The organism is Sphingobium limneticum, from assembly GCF_008710155.1.
Taxonomy (GTDB): domain Bacteria; phylum Pseudomonadota; class Alphaproteobacteria; order Sphingomonadales; family Sphingomonadaceae; genus Sphingobium; species Sphingobium limneticum.
In genome coordinates this window covers 1-16,777 of record NZ_VYPZ01000043.1, presented here as the reverse complement: position 1 = coordinate 16,777, position 16,777 = coordinate 1, and the positions used below count along the sequence as shown (strand labels likewise).

Genomic DNA, 16,777 nt, shown 5'->3' with positions numbered 1-16,777 from the left:
ACAACTTCACTTTAGAGACCTGCGGGCCGATCATGACCGCCTTGATGAAGCCTGCGGGCGCTACGCGCCCTTGCCTTCATCAAGGCAGTGCGCCCCTTCGAGGGGCCGCTTCCCAATGTGCTATGGCCCGGAGTTTATCTCGAAGGCATTGGACCGCTGGGCCTATGAGAACGGCGTAACGCTCGACTTCAGCCGCCCGGGCAAGCCGACCGATAATGCGTTCGTCGAGAGCTTCAACGGCCGCTTGCGCGACGAGTGCCTGAACACCCACTGGTTCCTGTCGCTGGACGATGCCCGAGCCAAGATCGAGGCCTGGCGACGGGACCATAATGAGAGCCGTCCTCACACAGCTCTTGGTTGGCTGACGCCAAACGAATATGCTGCATCCGCCGGGGTTAACCCCGGCGGATGCAGGCCGGAAACTCGCATCTTGCCCGGATGAGAAACCGGGGGACCGTCAATGGAATTTGGCCCGAACTGATTGAATCCTCTCTCTGCCGGTCCATGCCAAATCCCTAGCAAACCGTCAGTAACTGCGGTCCTCACCGGATGCGTACGGCTAACCTAATGGTCGATCTGATCAACTGGCTTGCTGATCCAAGTGGACGGGCGCCCAAGGACGCCCGTTCCTTCTCAGTCGAACAGGAGCGCCTGCAGGTCCGTGTCATAAGGCGAATTTAATTGCAGATCGTAGAGTTCATCCGAGATCGGGTCATAAAGGTTCAGACCAAGCAGCTTATCGCCGCCAAGTATGCGGACGCTATTCAACGTGCCGTTACTACCAGGCGTTAGTATGCCGATACCCAAACTGGAACTGTCGGAGCCAATAATTGCTCCGCTTTTTCCGATGGCAATACGCGGAAGCCCACCGAATAGGCCTTGAGCATTGGTAACTTGCGGAACTGTGAAAGCGAACATGGCGGCCGATGCGATCGCCAACTTGGAAAGTTTACGCATTCCTATCTCCTCTGTTCATCCCCTCTCAAAGACAGGAAATACTATTCTAAAAAATTGTTCAAAAACAAAAATGGTTATTAATATTTTATATATTTAATTTTCAAATCAAAATTAAATGCGATTTAAGTTTATATATCCGAATAGATTTATGTGCCGATACAAATCAACTTTATACAATAGTTAAGGCGGCGTGAACAAATTTGAGCCACTATCTGACCGTAGCGAGATATAACATTCCGAGGAAGTTTTTGGCCAGTTGGTCGTATCGGGTGGCGATCAACCGGTTAACCTTGAGTTGCCCGAACATGCGTTCGATGCGGTTGCGCTGCTTGTAGAGCGCCCGGTCATGCTCGATTTTCACGCGCCGGTTTGACCGGCCGGGAAAAACGGACTCGATATTCCGTTTGGCAAGGTCAGCACCGATTGCGTCGGCGTACCGATCAAACTCCTAAACCAGTGACGGTACGTTCGCTCTTTTTACGAAGCATAGCCTTGAGGCGGGAAAACGCTTTCTCGATCGGGTTGAGGTCGGGGCTGTAGGGCAGGAGAAGCGCAGTGTTGCGTCTGCGGCCTCAATGAAGACCTGCACCGATGCGCCCTTGTGGCTCGACAGGTTGTCAATGATGACGACATTGCTGGGTCGCAGTTCCGGGACGAGGACCTAGGGGACGCAGGCTTCGAACCGGTCGCCGTTGATCGGCCCATTAAGCACCATGGACGCGACCATGCCGGTCATACATAGGCCGGCCGGCGACCAGTTGGTGGTCTTGCGTCGACAGCATGGTACCGCGCTTAGCCTTAGCCTACAATACTCCCATATGGACGCAAATATCTAATAACTGCATTGGGCTTTGCTTGCCCAATGCGCGAAATAGCTTACATCGCGCTGTGTGACAGGATGTCCTAACAATTCCTCAACCGTTTCAGACAGATCATGACTTAAATCGCGCGCGAATTGATCGCCACCCTCCATTCTCGATACCGCTTTGATAATCGCTTCTAAGATGATCTTTGTTCCATCTTCCATCATGCTTCTCGTCCATATTCCTCAGCAGCTTACTGCTAACGGTAGCAACTCTGTCGTAATGAGTGTCATGTGGTCAACCCCATTTAATGCCAACCTGTATTGATCTTTTAACCCTGTCCCTGAAAGAATACCTTCGGCGTGAATGAGAGGAATCTGGACAGCCGCAAACTGGTTACGTAAAGCGAGCGTTGTGCTGATGGCGCAATGACCGAGGCGTGGGGTAAGACTGATCCGTCACCCCACCCGCAAGGCGCCGCTCAGCGGATGCGTACGCTTCGTCTATGTCGCCTTCGTAATCGACGTCTATGCCCACTACATTGTGTGAGTAGCCCCTAGTTTTCTAGACGCCTTCTGCTTTCAGAATCTGCTGCCGTTCGAACTGTGCGGGTGACAGCATCCCGTTGGCTGAGACGATCAATGGCCTTTACAAGGCGGAGGTGATCCATCGCAGGGGAGCGTGGCGATCTTTTGAAGCTGTCGAATATGCCACGCTCGAATGGGTGGACTGGTTCAACAACAGGCGCTTGCTGGAGCTAATCGGCAATATCCCACCCGCTAAAGCCGAAACACAATATTATGCTATGCTGGACGATGTCTCCATGGCTGCGTAACTTAAATCAAATAGCCGCCGGTAAACCTAGGCAGTTCATAATGAAGTAGATTAACGGTATTTAGCCGTGAGAAACAAAAGCCTTTATCATTCCATTTGTTCTGGAAATTAATAAATTATTAAGAAATATATCATCTCGAGGATCGTCAAGGTTAAGTCCATTTGAAGAAGTGGAATTGCAATAGAAATCCAAAAGACAATCTGTTCCAGATCTGTATCGGATATAAGATCCATATAAGTTATCTGAAATATTTTTCACATTAATGGCAATTACAGAGTGACTATCAGAACGACTATTTAAAATGTCTAACATTTTCATGAATGAAGATAGTTGATAATTGCCTCTCCAAGATATCAAAACAAAAAGTTTTTGCTTATCCGATGATAGATTATTTCTAAATCGATCAACTGTTCTTCTGTAATAATTATAATCAGTTTCGTTGGTCGGATTTTTATGATTAAAAACAAATGATATATCAAATTTATCACGATAATATAAGTGATCACATTGATTTATGTGTATATCAGGACGTTTTATGTCTTCGTTAGTAAGAAAATACTTCCGATCGAGAAATATATTAAAATCATCTTCTAAAATATGATTTAACATTTCTGGCGTGCTAAAACACCAGTCTAATGGAAAAGAACCGGTTCTTCGTCCTATCTGTTTAATTTTCGATGCTGAAAAGCAGTCAACGCCTAGCGATATGATATGCTCGGCAGGTTGTTCGGGAAAAAATATATCCGTCTCAACCCAGTTCTTTGAGATGAGTCTTTCAAACTCTTTACTACTTATAAAAGATTCAATGACGTCTTTTACAACGGAGTAGCCCCCTTGCTTTAATATGTTGATATAATGATCCTCACCAGATGGGTCTGCTTCTCTCTTCAAAACACCACGATAGATAGTTCTGACTAGCGCTTGCGCTTCTGCGTGATCCATTTGGGCTTCCGAATCCTCGTTTCGTGTTCGCCTTGGTTGCGAATCTCATATCAACACATGTCGAAAATAACATCTTCAGTTCTAAACACTGCGCACCGATCGCTCAACGCCCACTGAAATCATGCCCGCATGGCCGAGACGATTGCTTGCGCACCAGCGCTGTCGGAGATATCGGCAGTGGTGAGGTTGACCATTAGCAACCGGCCATCGGTATCGACAGCGATGTGCCGTTTGCGGCCGACGACCCTCTTGCCGGCATCAAACCCCCGCTTTTCCGCCGCTGGCGCCTTGATGGACTGGCTATCAACGACGGCGGCCGTCGGGCTTTGCTCACGCCCTTCGCGTTCACGATCAAGCATCAGCGTCACGTCGTGGATCGTCCGGAACAGCAGCCGGCGCACGAAGCGGCGGAACCACCAATATACCGTCTGCCAAGGCGGGAAGTCATTCGGCAGCATCCGCCATCCGCCACCGGCTCGCGCCAGGTAGCGAAGCGCGTCGAGCACATCGCGTAGATCGGTCGCGGGTCGACGGCTGCGCTTGGCCACCGGCGGCAGCAAAGGCTGAATGAACAGCCACTCCTCGTCCGTCAAATCGGTTGGGTAGCGCTTCGATCGCTTTTCAAATCCAGCCATCCGGCCACGGCTCGCTCGGGTCCACATCCCAAGCTTGAATCACGCCTGCCCCGCCGCATCAACCCATTCTCAAACGGTCTCTCACATCGTCACAATTTATCAACGTTCGGGGTGTCGAGAAACTCAAGGCAAATCTCTAAAGATTTGTATATCTGTCGATGGCAAGATCGATGTCGTCATAAACTGTTGCTTCTCCATGGTGAAGAATAATTGCCTTGTTGCAAAAATCCCTAATAAGTTCGGTTTGATGAGAAGCTATAATCATGGCCCGATCGTTTCTTTTTAGAAACATTTCTTCATTACACTTACGCTGAAAATTCTGATCGCCTACTAAAATGATTTCATCTATCAGGTAACAATCAAATTCGATCGCTAGGGATAGCGCAAACGCAAGACGCGCCCGCATGCCTGACGAATAAGTCTTTACAGGCATCTTTAATTGTTTACCGAGTTCGGTAAAATCCTCCACGAACTGGCGAATGGTGACGTAATCTCGCTGATATATACGCGATATAAAGCGCGTATTATCATAACCGGTCAAACTTCCTTGGAAACCTCCGGCGAAACCTAAGGGCCAGGATATCGACATGTTTCGCGTGATCTTGCCCGAATTGGGCATCTCAACACCGCCAATCAATTTGATAAGCGTACTCTTTCCGGCTCCGTTTCGCCCTAGCAGTGCGACCCGTTCCCCTTTTTCGATCACTAGGTTAAGTCCGCTAAAGACTTTTTTACGCCTACTACCGTGGGAGTATGATTTTTCAATATCGCTACAAATAATCATTCTACCGTCAATATCCTACGCACGCGGCGGCATAAAATAAGGCCAATTATCGCAAAAACAACAGAGCAGATAATAGGGACTAAGGGATCATAAAATGCGGTTATCTGATCACCCCAAATACCTTTCCTCATCATCTCCATCGCGTTAACAAATGGAGAAAGTAACAGAAAATCCTTGGCACCTGGTGTCATCCAAGAAACCATATAAAATGCGCCTGAAAAAGGGATCATAATATAGGTAACAACTGGAATAAACTTCTCCATCGCTTCGGATATTTCAGAAAGTGGAGCAAGAATAAGGCATATAGAGAAGCAGAAAACTCCATACAACATCCATCCGGATATAAGGAGTCCAAGATCTGCAGGAATAGGAAATTCGCCAATAAGGATTAGAAAGATAGCCATAAACAGATAGGCCATCATTCCGCCTAATATTTCAATAATGAATCGAGCCAATATGAAATCAACGATTTTAATCTGGCGATGGTAAAGTAGACTTTGGTTCGCTGTAAACGCAGCCACACTTCGAGCAACACAATGACGAAACAGCGTCAGCGGTATGTAGCCAGTGGCCGTAAATGCTACAACACTGACCCCATGTTCAGTTGAACCCTTCATAAAATGCCATAGAATGCCAACAAGTCCGGCGAATAGAAGAGGTTCGGCCATAATCCATAGGAAGCCTATATTTTCTCGCCCGAAGCGCGTAATGAGCTCTCGTATCATTAATGCATGTATAACACGGACTTGAATAGCCCAGCTATTGAGCAATCTATGAATGGGGCTTCCGTTCATCATTAGTCTTCTTGCGAATGTTCTAGAACGCCGACCATGAACATCCATCCGATAAAATAGAGACAACCTGCTGCCGCAAAAACGACCAGTACGTTTAAGAATCGCTTGGGGAGCAACGGCATATCAGGGACGTTGGGATCCACGACGCGCTCGAGGTAAAATTGCTGACGCTGCGCTTCTGCACGAGCTTGAACCAATGCAGCATTGGCTGCGTTCATGCTTTCAGTCGCAAACTCTTGTTCGACAAGCAGATTTTCATATCCGCCCAATTTGGACGCGATCCCGCTATTCGACCCTACGACGCGACTATCTTGTGAAGCGATCTGAACCGACATGGCGCTGATGCGATTACGTAGTGCAGGGATAGACGGATTATTAGGAGCAACACGTTGCATCTGATCGAGCTGGGCCTGAAGCCCCGCGCGTTGAGCAATCATGGTGTTCGCGATTTCGATGACGCCTACGGCTTGCTTGCTTGGGTCAATCAATGCTTGTGCATTACGATATTGCGTGAGCGCAACGCGGGCGCCTTTTGCTCTCTCTGTAGCAAGCTCGACCTGCCTTTGAGCTTCGAGAATGCCTTTGCTGTGAGCTCGCGTGTTCAGACGATTGACCAGTGCTTCGCTAAGGTCGAGTAAACGTGCATTAATTTTGTAAGCGTCCTGCGGCGTGAAAGCGCGCGCCCGGATGATCGCAGTTCCAGCCTCGGTATCGAAGCGTGCGTCGACCATGTCACCATAGTATTTGAACAGGCTTTCGAAACTCCTGTCCGAAAATAGCTTAGGAAAGCGTGAAAAAAAATCTGCGTCGGGCGAAGCATATTTGTCACCTATGCCTGGATTCTTTTCCAGCGCCTTTAGAGCGTCGCGTGAACGGACGAAAGTCAGCACTTCACTCGTTTGCTCCTGCCCTCCCGACATGCCCGTAGTTTGAACCAAATTAGCAAGCGTCGACATTTGCGATCGCTTTTGATCCGGGCTTTTGATCACGAAGCGGGATTCCGAAATATAGATATCCGAGGCTACGAAGCCATAATAGATCGCAGCCAACAGTGTCGGCAGAACGACAAAAATGATGAACCAGCGCCGCTTTGTCAGCCATCGCGCGAAGGCTGATCGACGGACGGGCGTTTCGTCCTCAACGGAAAAGTGAGAGGTTGCGGTCATAATATCCTGCAGCGCCTAAAAAGCTATCCAAGCCATGTGCGCTAGGCTAACATGGCGCGGCACGCAAGGTCGGGCGGGCATGCTGACATGTTCACGCGAGGAACTATTGTCCATTTTTGAATGTCGATGCTAAGCGTGCCGCTGTTGAATCTGCAAGCCCTGAGATCATAAAACGATGCACGTCAAAAATAGCATTTATCTAGCCCTGCTGGCGGGATTGGCAGGCTGCGCTACGCTGCCATCAAGCGGCCCTACGGGTGGGCAGATAGAAAAGACAGCGATTAGTCCGAAGGACGGCAGCGCCCCAATCAGGCTTCTCCAAGTCAATTCGATCGCTGATGTCCCTGATGGAGGAGCCAAATTGAGGCCGACGGGTTTGTTGGCAGACCGTACACCACCGCCAACCGACATGGTGGGGCCTGGCGATATTCTTGATATCAACATCTATGAAGCAGGTGTTGCGCTGTTTGCTGGCAGTGGCAATGCAAGTGGGCAGGCGGGGCAAATTGGAACAACCCCCGGCGTGCAGGTACAGAAACTGCCCCCTACACGCGTCGATGACCTTGGGGATATATCCATTCCCTACGCTGGAACCCTTCATGTGTCGGGGATTACCATCGGCGAGGTGGAGGCAATGATCCGCAATGCGTTGCAACGCTTGTCGCAAAATCCGCAGGTGGTGGTATCGTTAAGCCAAGCCATCACTAATTCTGTCATTATCGGGGGTGAAGTGGCAAAGCCGGGCCGACTGGTTCTTCAGACGAACCGGGAATCCCTGTCCGATGTTGTCGCTTTGGCTGGCGGTTATCGTGGCAACGCTAAAGATCTGACTTTACGCATTACGCGTGGTGGCAGCAATGTCGATGTACGCATGAACGATCTGATCGACAATCCCGGATTGGATGTGCGTGCCTATCCGGGCGACCGTTTCATCCTCATTAACAACCCCCGCACCTATTCGGTGCTTGGCGCGCCGGGCCGGGTAGAACAGATACCATTTAGTCGTTCGACCGTGTCGCTTGCTGAAGCAATCGCCACTGCTGGTGGCGTCAATCCCGGTGTAGGCAATCCTGCCGCGATCTTCGTATTCCGCTATATTCGCGATGAGCAGGGTAATGAAGTGCCAATAGTATATCATCTCAATATGATGAAAACTGGATCTTATTTCTTTTCTCAGCGCTTCTTTATGCAGGATAAGGATGTGCTGTACTTCGGTAATGCTTCTGCCAACCAGCCAAGTAAGCTCATTCAACTCATTAGTCAGCTTTTTTCACCCATCCTGACGGTTACAAGTGCGGTGCAAACCGTTCAAAACAGCCGGAACTAAAAAGGGTAAAGGCTAACTTCTAAGGAAAAATATGGAAATTCAGACCTACGACATTGCTGGTGTCACGCTTTTGGCTCCTCGCCATATCGGTGACGAGCGGGGTTATTTTGCGGAGACATTCCGCGCTGACCTATTCGCGCAGCATATCGGCGACTACAGCTTCGTGCAGGACAATGAATCCCGCAGCGCGAAGGCTGGCACGATCCGCGGCCTGCATTTCCAGAGCGATCCCCATGCCCAGGGCAAGCTGGTACGTTGCACCGCCGGTGCGCTGTTCGACGTCGCTGTCGACATCCGTACCGGATCGCCCACCTATGGCCAGTGGGTCGGCGAAACGCTGACGCCTGACAATGGCAAGCAGCTCTGGGTGCCGCCGGGCTTCGCGCATGGCTTTTGTTCGCTCGAACCGGACACCGTCATCGCCTACAAGGTGACCGGCAGCTACTACAATGTCGAATGTGACAAGGGCCTTGCCTGGGACGACCCTGCGATCGGCATCGTTTGGCCTGACGCCGCCGACGCCGACACCCTTTCCGCCAAGGACCGCAAACAGCCGCTCCTGGCCGACCTTCCCGCCTATTTCAGCTGGAGCAACTAACTCATGCGCGTGATCGTCACCGGCGGCGCCGGCTTCATCGGCTCTGCCCTCGTCCGTTATCTGGTGCTGGAAAAGGGCTATGACGTCCTGACCATCGACGCGCTGACCTATGCGGGCTGCGAAGCTTCGCTCAAGGAAGTCGAGGGCAAGAACACCCACCAGTTCCTGCACGCCAATATCTGCGATCGCGCGGCAATGGATGCGGCGATCACCGGGTTCAAACCCGACCGCATCATGCATCTGGCGGCCGAAAGCCATGTCGATCGCTCGATCACCGGCGCGGCCGATTTCATCCAGACCAACGTGGTCGGCAGTTTTACTTTGCTGGAAGCCGCCCGCGCCTACTGGAACGGCTTGGAAGGCGACGCGAAAGCCGCTTTCCGCTTCCTCCACGTTTCGACCGACGAAGTCTATGGCTCGCTGGGCGATGAAGGCTTGTTTGAGGAAACCACCCCTTACGACCCCAGCTCCCCCTATTCGGCGTCGAAGGCGGCGTCCGATCACCTCGCCAAGGCGTGGCAGCGTACCTATGGTCTGCCTGTGGTAGTGTCCAACTGCTCGAACAATTATGGGCCGTACCACTTCCCCGAAAAGCTCATTCCGCTGACGATCCTCAACGCGCTCGCGGGCCGTCCTCTGCCGGTCTATGGCAAGGGCGAGAATATCCGCGACTGGCTCTATGTCGACGATCATGCCCGCGCGCTGGACATCATCATCGAACGGGGGACCCCTGGCGAAACCTATAATGTCGGCGGCCGCAACGAGCGCAAGAATATTGACGTGGTGCTGCGCATCTGCGCGGTGCTGGACGAGTTGGTGCCGACCGACAGCCCGCGCGCCGAGCTGATCGAATATGTCACCGATCGTCCGGGACATGACGCCCGCTATGCGATCGACGCGACCCGCCTTGAGGACGAACTGGGCTGGAAGGCGCAGGAGAATTTCGACAGCGGCATCGAAAAGACGGTGCGCTGGTATCTGGACAATGCATGGTGGTGGCAGCCGCTGCGCGAACAATATGACGGCCAGCGCCTCGGCCTCGACAAAGCTGCCAAGGTGCCTGCATGAAGATCGCCGTCACCGGCACGACGGGGCAGGTCGTCACCAGCCTCATCGAACGGGGTACGGCCGCCGGGCATGAGGTGATCGCGATCGGCCGCCCCGATCTCGATCTGGCAGACCCGGCCTCGGTCGTGCGCGCGCTGTCGGCGGCCACGCCCGACGTCATCGTCTCCGCCGCCGCCTATACGGCGGTGGACAAGGCGGAGAGCGAGAGCGATCTGGCTTTCGCCGTCAACGGCGCGGGACCGGGTGCTGTGGCGCAGGCGGCAAAGGCGCTGGGCGTCCCGCTCATCCATATCTCGACCGACTATGTGTTCGACGGGACGCTGGACCGCCCCTATGTGGAAAGCGATCCGACCGGCCCCACCGGCGTCTACGGCGCGTCGAAACTGGCGGGCGAACGGGCGGTGCTGGACGGCCATGACAGTAGCGCCATATTGCGCGTTGCGTGGGTCTACAGCCCGTTTGGCGGCAATTTCGTCAAGACCATGCTGCGTCTGGCGGGCGATCGCGATGAACTGGGTGTGGTGGGCGATCAGGTCGGCAATCCGACCAGCGCGCTGGCGATCGCGGACGGTATCCTTCAGGTGGCTACCAATATGGTAGCCAGTGATAGCTCCGAGCTACGCGGTGTCTTCCACATGACCGCGCCGGGCGAAGCCAGCTGGGCCGATTTCGCACAGGCGATCTTTGCGGCGTCGGCGGCCCGTGGCGGCCCGTCGGCATCGGTGCGGCCCATCGGCACCGCCGACTATCCTACGCCTGCCACCCGGCCTGCCAATTCACGGCTCGACTGCGGCCTGATCGCCCGCGTCCATGGCGTCACGCTGCCGGACTGGCGCACGTCGCTGGACGTGGTGATGGATCGCCTGCAACCGGCGAACAACTGATTATCTTGAGGGATTAGTAAGAGCATGAAGGGTATCATTCTTGCCGGAGGCAGCGGTACGCGTCTCTATCCTATGACGCTGTCGACCTCGAAACAGCTCATGCCGGTCTATGATAAGCCGATGATCTATTATCCCCTCAGCACGCTGATGCTGGCGGGTATCCGCGAAGTGCTGATCATCTCCACCCCGCGCGACCTGCCTGCCTTCCAGTCGCTGCTGGGCGACGGTTCGGCTTGGGGCATGAGCATCGAGTATGCGGAACAGCCCAGTCCCGACGGTCTGGCCCAAGCCTATATCATCGGCGCCGATTTCGTCGCGGGCCAGCCCTCTGCGCTGATCCTGGGTGACAATATCTATCATGGCCACGGCCTGCCGGAAATCCTTGCCAGCGCTTCGTCCCGTACCACCGGGGCCAGTGTCTTCGCCTATCATGTCAACGATCCCGAACGCTATGGCGTGGTCAGCTTTGACGACAATATGAAGGCCGTCACGATCGAGGAGAAGCCGGAACAGCCCAAATCCAACTGGGCGGTCACCGGCCTCTATTTCTACGACGAACAGGTCGTGGATATCGCTGCCAACATGAAGCCTTCGGCGCGTGGCGAACTGGAAATCACCGACGTCAACCGCGTCTATCTGGAACGCGGCGAACTCCATGTCGAAATCATGGGCCGCGGCTATGCCTGGCTCGATACCGGCACGCCCGACAGCCTGCTCGACGCCGCCGAATTCGTCCGCGTCCTCGAAAAGCGTCAGGGTTTCAAGATCGCAGCGCCTGAAGAAATTGCTTTCCGTCAGGGGTTCATTGACGGGCCGCAGCTGGAAAAGGCGATCGGCAAGCTCGGCAAGTCGGACTATGGTCGCTACCTGCGCGCCATCCTGACCGAAAGCTGACTTGACGGCTTGACCCCTGCCCCATGGCGACGGATAGTGACGGGATGCTGGCCCAAAAGCTCGTTCCCCATTATGTCGAAAAACCATGGGGCCGGACGGATTTGCCTGCGATCTTCGCGGCTGCAGGCACAGGCCGGCAGATCGGTGAAGTCTGGTTCGAAAGCGCTGACGGCCGCGACCTGCCCCTGCTGGTCAAATATATCTTCACCAGCGATCGCCTCTCGATCCAGGTCCATCCCGACGATGCGCAGGCCGTGGCCAAGGGGCTGCTGCGCGGCAAGGAGGAAATCTGGTACATCCTCGATTGCGAGCCGGGCGCGACGCTGGGGATCGGCCTCACCGTTCCCCTGACCCCCGACCAGTTCCGCGCCGCTGCGCAGGACGGGTCGCTGGAACGATGGATCGACTGGAAGCCGGTGCGACCGGGCGACTGCTATTTCATCCCGGCCGGCACCGTTCATGCGATCGGCGCGGGTATCACGCTGGCAGAGATCCAGCAAAATGCCGATGTCACCTATCGCCTCTATGATTATGGCCGCCCGCGCGAACTGCATCTGGAAGATGGCGTCGCGGTCAGCCGCCTGGCGCCCTATGACCGCGCCCTGACGCAGGCGCAGCTGGGCAGCGACACCCGCCTGATCGGCGCCGACGAAGCCCCCTTCTCGCTCGACCTCGTCCACTGGACAGAAGGACAGAGCGTCAGCGTGCCAGATGGCAAGCAGATGTGGTTTACGCCCCTGAGCGGCGCTGGCACGGTCAACGGCCTGCCCTGGGAAAAGGGCGACTGCCTGCTGCTGGAGGCCGACTGCGCCTTCACTCTGACGACAAGGCCGGTCTCCGCCCTGCTCGCCATCCCGCGCTGATCGGGCTGCCACAGACCGCTCGCCAGTGGTCATGCATGGGGCGCCGACCGACAGATTTTGCCGTCATTGCGCGCGCAGCGAAGCAATCCGCTGATAATTCACGATAATAGGATGAAGCGCGGTCACCAGGCACGCGATGTCCGATAAAAACCTTTACTTATCAACGTCTTGCAATTGCAAAAACGCGCAGCACCTGTCCAACTCGCTGTCTCGTTACCGGCGCGGAAAAGCCCCCCGATCAGGCCGGAACCACATAATCCCGCACCAGCGCCAGCGCCAGCCCATTGAGTGTCGCCGCCCGCTCCACGCTGTCGCTTTCGGTATAGCAGCGCAGTTCCGGCGCATTGCCGCTCGGCCGCAGGTGGATGATGTCGCCGCCTGCGAAGTGGATGCGCAGCCCGTCGGTCCGGTCGATCCCGTCCGCTTCGCCCGCCAGATCCCCGAACATCGCCGTCAGCCGCTTGAGGATCGCGGCCTCATCCCCCTGCTCCAGATGCGCAATCAGTGCCTGGCTCTGCGCCGTGGGATAATTTTGCAACCGCTCGCTGAACGTATAGCGTTCAGGCAATTGCGCCTGAAGTGCGGACAGCGTCACGCCCCGGCGGCGCGCATCGACCAGCACCGACAGGATCGGCAGCACCGCGTCCCGCGTCGGCAATGCGCCCAATGTCCGCCCGTCGACGTCGACCGGCGTGGCCAGCAGGAAACCGCCATTGGCCTCATAGCCGCACACGCTCGCCTGACCATCGGCCACCAGCGCGTTCATCGTCTCGATGACGAAGGGCGACCCGATCCGCGTCCGCCGCACGGCCGTAAACAGTCCCGACAGCTCGACCGCGCTGTTGCAGCTGACCGGGGTGGCGATCGCCGCGATGCCCAGCGCCCGCGCGCTCAATATGCCCAGCACGTCGCCGCGCATCCACACGCCCTGTTCGTCCGCCAGCAGCGGCCGATCGCTATCACCGTCGGTCGACAGGATCGCGTCCAGCTTGAGGTCCGCCGCCCATTGCCGCGCCAGCGCCTGGTCTTCGGGACGAACCGCCTCGGTATCCACGGGAATGAAGCGATCGGACCGGCCCAGCGGAACGGCCGTGCCGCCCAGCGCCTCGACCAGCGCAACCAATATGTCGCGCCCGACCGCCGAATGCTCGTAGACGCCCAATGTCATACCACTCAGCGCCTGCGCTCTGAAGGCATCGACATAGCGCGCGATATAGGGCGTCGCGGCATCCACCAACGACTTTACGGGCGCGGCGTCCGCCAGCATCCCGTCTTCATCGAACAGGTCGGGCACGTCCACGCTCTGCGCCCGGATCGCCATTTCGTCGGGCTTCAACACTTCGCCGTCGGTGCGGTTGAACTTGATGCCGTTGCGGTCGTCGGGGATATGGCTGCCCGTCACCATCAGCGACGGGATGCCGTGCGCGAACCCATGGGCTGCCACGGCAGGCGACGGCACGAACCCGCAATAGTCGACCGTTCCGCCCATATGCCGCACCGCGGCGGCGCAGGCCGCCATGATGCGCGGGCTGGACGGCCGCAGGTCGCCCGCGATGGCGACAGTGGTGCCGGGCGCAAACTGCCCGATAGTGACCAGATGTTGTAGGAAGGCGGCGGTATAGGCGAAACAGACCCGGTCCGTTATCGCGCTCACCAGTCCGCGCGCGCCGCTGGTGCCGAACGCGACGCCGGATTGCGCCATTAGGTTGGCGATGGAAACGGTTTGCGTCATAAACCCCCCGGTTATGTGGATTTGCCAAGTGTCTAGACTATTCTTCCTCACCCATAAAGCCGCTCATCCCACCATACCGGCTCCGGCAAGTCATGGGTTATCCCCGCGGCATCCGGGGGCAGCGGGTTGATCAGGATATTGCGCTCCATTCGCGCCACCATGGACGGCACCAATAATATCGCGCTGCGCCGCTCCTCATACCATGCCTGCCCTAACGCCTTTCACAGCCCCTCATCCTGCCTGTCCCATCCCGGATGGGCGGCGGTCTGAAAGATTTCGTAGTTGGTGCCGTTGGGATGGTGATGCGGACATAATGCTGGTTGGGTGGCAGTACGCTGCTGGCATGGGCCAGCTTTTCTAGCATCGCCGTCGAATAATGTTCCGAGGTACATATGATGGGGCTGGCCGGCATATTCCACCGCCCCGGATAAAGCCGCGCTCCTTCGCTGTCATAGATGGGATGGACGCCATCGAGATCGCCGATGCGATAGGCTGACAATATCCGGTCGGTCCGCCCGTCACACGCCCCCGCCATAGGCGGCGCGGCTGAGCAGGTTGATAACCAGATCCGCGCCCGGACTGGTTGCCAGCGCGACGTCGAGCGGCGCCTTCTCGTCCAGCATCGGATGGGGTCGGCCCAGAAATGCGCGGGCGCGCTCCGGCTCCTTATAAATGTCGAGTGCGAAGCTGAACACCTTGGCCAGACGGGCCAGACGGTCGCCCTCCTCGCTGGTCAGCCGCTTGGACGCGGATTTGCGCCGCCGTTCCAACGTCGCCTTTGGGATCAGGCGGAACTTGAAGCGCACATCACCCGGCGCCACGCTGTCGGCCAGATGATCGAGCGCCGCGACTGGCAGCCCGCTTTCGATCAAGAACGGCAGTGCCAGACGCGACGCATGAATTCCGAGCTTTAGGCCCAGTAGCGCTTCTACGGATTGAAATTGCGTCACCCCGATCATTCTGCCTCGGTTAAGGGATAAGCAGCGCGATCGGCCCAGGGCAAGGCTGTGCCGCTGATCGCAATCTGGTAGCGAATGATGGCGCGACCATCTTCGGGCATGTGATGAAAACCTTGTGACGCCAGCATGTCGATCAAGGTAATTTTGCCCGAACCGGGACCGCCAGTGATGACATGAAAATCGGGTGTGTCAGCCATTGTCGGACGGCTCTTTGTCGGCGCCAGCTTCCATGTCGAAAGCGCGTTTGCCGCGACGCTTCCACAGGGCCACTATGTCGCCAGCATTCTCATCGCGCGCAAGGCCTGCCAGTTCGAGCATCGCGCCATAAAGGGTGGCGCGATCGTCATCGGTCAATTCGACAAGGCCAGCTTTCTGAACGAGGCCGCCCAGCTCTATGAGATGGCGGGTGCGTGTCCGGCGCTGCACGACCCAGCCTCTTGTATCGGTGCGGCGTTGCATGGCTTCGACGCGGCGCATGGCATGATCGTTTCGATCCATCGCCTTGCCGGTCGCGACCACATCAGCCGCGAGTCTTTTTGCCACGTTGTTGAAAGAATGCGGAGCCTTTCGCGCGCCATGCCTCCTTCTCTTCCGCGTTGCTGGACTCGACTGCGGTTATCAAAATGCCGGCAAGTATATCTAGGTCGAGCGCGTCAGCTCCCGTTGATGTTACCAACTGGCCAAGCTGTTCGACCTTCTTTGCCTTGAGCGCCTTGGCCTTCTCACCCAGCGCCCGTAGCTCCGCGTCATAGTCGCGTGTCTTTCGCACCCTAAGTTCCCTCATCATGATGTAACTAGGATAACAGAATAGTAAGTTCGCATGAATGGAAAACGGCTCGATCCTGAAAATGCGATGAAGTCAGTCATACGAACGGCAGAGAGTTTGAGTGCGCGCTTATACGTCGTGGCCAACGTGCGCTAAGAAAGGCAGTATAGCGGCTGTCATGGCGATCTACCATTTCTCGGCCAAGGTAATCAGTCGCGCTAACGGATCGAGCGCCGTTGCGAGTGCTGCCTATCGTGCGGCAGAAAGGCTGCACGATGACCGGCTCGGGCGCGACCATGATTTCTCGAACAAGGCCGGCGTCATACATTCGGAAATCATGTTGCCAGAAGGTGCACCGGAGCGTTTAAACGATCGTACAATTTTGTGGAACGAGGTGGAGGTCGGCGAGAAGCGCAAGGATGCGCAGCTTGCCCGCGAAGTGGAATTCTCGATCCCACGTGAGATGAACCAACGGCAAGGCATCCAACTTGCCCGTGATTTTGTCGAAAGGCAGTTCGTCAAACGTGGCATGATCGCGGACATGAATGTGCATTGGGACATGGGGAAGGATGGAGGCCCCAAGCCTCATGCTCATGTCATGCTGTCGATGCGGGAGGTAGGGCCGGAAGGCTTCGGCCAAAAAGGCCTCTGTACATTATTCGGACACAGATTCACGGTAGCGGCTTGATGAGCAGCGGCATGAGGCCATCGGCATCGAGGTCGAGGCTCTCGGACCAGATATAATCGCCGGTGAGATTGATGCGGTCCCA

At 55.8% G+C, this 16,777-nt stretch carries 21 protein-coding genes and 4 pseudogenes; 9 read left to right on the top strand and 16 right to left on the bottom strand.

Annotation, left to right across the window (positions count from 1 at the left end; genetic code table 11):
• Window positions 1–442: integrase core domain-containing protein (locus tag F4U94_RS22700; protein WP_249042107.1), on the top strand; the 442-nt coding region annotated here is incomplete at its 5' end.
• Between the two features lie 191 nt (window positions 443–633).
• Here the strand turns inward: F4U94_RS22700 and F4U94_RS22695 are convergent.
• The 4 genes and pseudogenes from F4U94_RS22695 to F4U94_RS22680 form a co-directional block, all read right to left on the bottom strand.
• Window positions 634–957 carry a hypothetical protein gene (locus F4U94_RS22695; protein ID WP_150412276.1) on the bottom strand — a complete coding sequence of 108 codons (324 nt, stop codon included), beginning with the start codon at window positions 955–957 and terminating at the stop codon, window positions 634–636.
• Between the two features lie 208 nt (window positions 958–1,165).
• Window positions 1,166–1,354, bottom strand: a complete 189-nt coding sequence (locus F4U94_RS22690; protein WP_249042108.1) for a transposase — start codon at window positions 1,352–1,354, stop codon at window positions 1,166–1,168.
• Window positions 1,355–1,406: 52 nt separating this feature from the next.
• A pseudogene (locus F4U94_RS24865) lies at window positions 1,407–1,762 on the bottom strand (transposase); the annotation flags it as partial.
• 27 nt (window positions 1,763–1,789) lie between these two features.
• The gene (locus F4U94_RS22680; protein ID WP_150412275.1) at window positions 1,790–1,987 is read right to left on the bottom strand and encodes a hypothetical protein; all 198 of its coding nucleotides are present in this window, start codon (window positions 1,985–1,987) and stop codon (window positions 1,790–1,792) included.
• Between the two features lie 383 nt (window positions 1,988–2,370).
• On the opposite strand from F4U94_RS22680, the pseudogene F4U94_RS22675 reads away from it, so the two are divergent.
• Window positions 2,371–2,595, top strand: a pseudogene (locus F4U94_RS22675) (IS3 family transposase); the annotation flags it as partial.
• Between the two features lie 60 nt (window positions 2,596–2,655).
• On the opposite strand, the gene F4U94_RS22670 reads toward F4U94_RS22675, so the two are convergent.
• The 5 genes and pseudogenes from F4U94_RS22670 to F4U94_RS22650 all read right to left on the bottom strand — a co-directional run bounded on the left by F4U94_RS22670 (window position 2,656) and on the right by F4U94_RS22650 (window position 6,916).
• A complete protein-coding gene (locus tag F4U94_RS22670; protein ID WP_150412274.1) occupies window positions 2,656–3,537 on the bottom strand; it encodes a DUF1796 family putative cysteine peptidase in 882 nt (293 codons plus the stop codon).
• A 125-nt stretch (window positions 3,538–3,662) separates the two neighbouring features.
• Window positions 3,663–4,199 (bottom strand): annotated as a pseudogene (locus F4U94_RS22665) (IS5 family transposase); the annotation flags it as partial.
• A 109-nt stretch (window positions 4,200–4,308) separates the two neighbouring features.
• On the bottom strand, window positions 4,309–4,956 hold the full coding sequence (locus tag F4U94_RS22660; RefSeq protein ID WP_150412273.1) for an ABC transporter ATP-binding protein: 648 nt from the start codon (window positions 4,954–4,956) through the stop codon (window positions 4,309–4,311).
• Complete coding sequence (locus F4U94_RS22655; protein WP_150412279.1) at window positions 4,953–5,750, bottom strand: ABC transporter permease; 798 nt, start codon at window positions 5,748–5,750, stop codon at window positions 4,953–4,955. The genes F4U94_RS22660 and F4U94_RS22655 overlap by 4 nt, the downstream gene beginning before the upstream one ends.
• A 2-nt stretch (window positions 5,751–5,752) precedes the next feature.
• Window positions 5,753–6,916, bottom strand: coding sequence for a KpsE/RkpR family capsule polysaccharide export protein (locus F4U94_RS22650; RefSeq protein ID WP_150412272.1), 1,164 nt, complete (start codon window positions 6,914–6,916; stop codon window positions 5,753–5,755).
• A gap of 175 nt (window positions 6,917–7,091) precedes the next feature.
• Between F4U94_RS22650 and F4U94_RS22645 the strand changes: the two genes are divergently transcribed.
• From F4U94_RS22645 to F4U94_RS22620, 6 genes are read left to right on the top strand one after another with little or no spacing between them, the layout of a single operon-like run.
• On the top strand, window positions 7,092–8,243 hold the full coding sequence (locus F4U94_RS22645) for a polysaccharide biosynthesis/export family protein (RefSeq protein ID WP_150412271.1): 1,152 nt from the start codon (window positions 7,092–7,094) through the stop codon (window positions 8,241–8,243).
• Window positions 8,244–8,274: 31 nt separating this feature from the next.
• A complete protein-coding gene (rfbC, locus tag F4U94_RS22640) occupies window positions 8,275–8,841 on the top strand; it encodes a dTDP-4-dehydrorhamnose 3,5-epimerase (protein ID WP_150412270.1) in 567 nt (188 codons plus the stop codon).
• Between the two features lie 3 nt (window positions 8,842–8,844).
• Window positions 8,845–9,909: a dTDP-glucose 4,6-dehydratase gene (gene rfbB / locus F4U94_RS22635; RefSeq protein WP_150412269.1), complete on the top strand. Its 1,065-nt coding sequence runs from the start codon at window positions 8,845–8,847 to the stop codon at window positions 9,907–9,909.
• A complete protein-coding gene (gene rfbD, locus F4U94_RS22630; RefSeq protein ID WP_150412268.1) occupies window positions 9,906–10,793 on the top strand; it encodes a dTDP-4-dehydrorhamnose reductase in 888 nt (295 codons plus the stop codon). Before rfbB ends, rfbD begins: the two co-directional genes overlap by 4 nt.
• A 24-nt stretch (window positions 10,794–10,817) precedes the next feature.
• Window positions 10,818–11,687, top strand: coding sequence for a glucose-1-phosphate thymidylyltransferase RfbA (gene rfbA, locus F4U94_RS22625; RefSeq protein WP_150412267.1), 870 nt, complete (start codon window positions 10,818–10,820; stop codon window positions 11,685–11,687).
• Between the two features lie 44 nt (window positions 11,688–11,731).
• Window positions 11,732–12,550: a class I mannose-6-phosphate isomerase gene (locus tag F4U94_RS22620; RefSeq protein ID WP_150412278.1), complete on the top strand. Its 819-nt coding sequence runs from the start codon at window positions 11,732–11,734 to the stop codon at window positions 12,548–12,550.
• A 238-nt stretch (window positions 12,551–12,788) separates the two neighbouring features.
• On the opposite strand, the gene F4U94_RS22615 is transcribed toward F4U94_RS22620, so the two are convergent.
• The 7 genes from F4U94_RS22615 to F4U94_RS22590 form a co-directional block, all read right to left on the bottom strand.
• Window positions 12,789–14,282, bottom strand: a complete 1,494-nt coding sequence (locus F4U94_RS22615; protein ID WP_150412266.1) for a phosphomannomutase — start codon at window positions 14,280–14,282, stop codon at window positions 12,789–12,791.
• Window positions 14,283–14,329: 47 nt separating this feature from the next.
• Window positions 14,330–14,443 carry a hypothetical protein gene (locus F4U94_RS25495; protein ID WP_346266177.1) on the bottom strand — a complete coding sequence of 38 codons (114 nt, stop codon included), beginning with the start codon at window positions 14,441–14,443 and terminating at the stop codon, window positions 14,330–14,332.
• 50 nt (window positions 14,444–14,493) lie between these two features.
• A complete protein-coding gene (locus F4U94_RS22610) occupies window positions 14,494–14,817 on the bottom strand; it encodes an RES family NAD+ phosphorylase (RefSeq protein ID WP_211363325.1) in 324 nt (107 codons plus the stop codon).
• On the bottom strand, window positions 14,801–15,241 hold the full coding sequence (locus F4U94_RS22605; protein ID WP_150412265.1) for an antitoxin Xre/MbcA/ParS toxin-binding domain-containing protein: 441 nt from the start codon (window positions 15,239–15,241) through the stop codon (window positions 14,801–14,803). The genes F4U94_RS22610 and F4U94_RS22605 overlap by 17 nt, the downstream gene beginning before the upstream one ends.
• On the bottom strand, window positions 15,238–15,438 hold the full coding sequence (locus F4U94_RS22600; RefSeq protein WP_428842957.1) for an AAA family ATPase: 201 nt from the start codon (window positions 15,436–15,438) through the stop codon (window positions 15,238–15,240). Before F4U94_RS22600 ends, F4U94_RS22605 begins: the two co-directional genes overlap by 4 nt.
• The gene (locus F4U94_RS22595; RefSeq protein WP_150412277.1) at window positions 15,431–15,667 is read right to left on the bottom strand and encodes a conjugal transfer protein TraD; all 237 of its coding nucleotides are present in this window, start codon (window positions 15,665–15,667) and stop codon (window positions 15,431–15,433) included. Before F4U94_RS22595 ends, F4U94_RS22600 begins: the two co-directional genes overlap by 8 nt.
• A gap of 94 nt (window positions 15,668–15,761) precedes the next feature.
• Window positions 15,762–16,010 (bottom strand): conjugal transfer protein TraD, encoded by a 249-nt coding sequence (locus tag F4U94_RS22590; protein WP_150412264.1) that lies wholly within the window; start codon window positions 16,008–16,010, stop codon window positions 15,762–15,764.
• Window positions 16,011–16,185: 175 nt separating this feature from the next.
• Here F4U94_RS22590 and mobQ point away from each other — a divergent pair.
• Window positions 16,186–16,650, top strand: a pseudogene (gene mobQ / locus F4U94_RS22585) (MobQ family relaxase); the annotation flags it as partial.
• Between the last annotated feature and the right edge of the window lie 127 nt (window positions 16,651–16,777).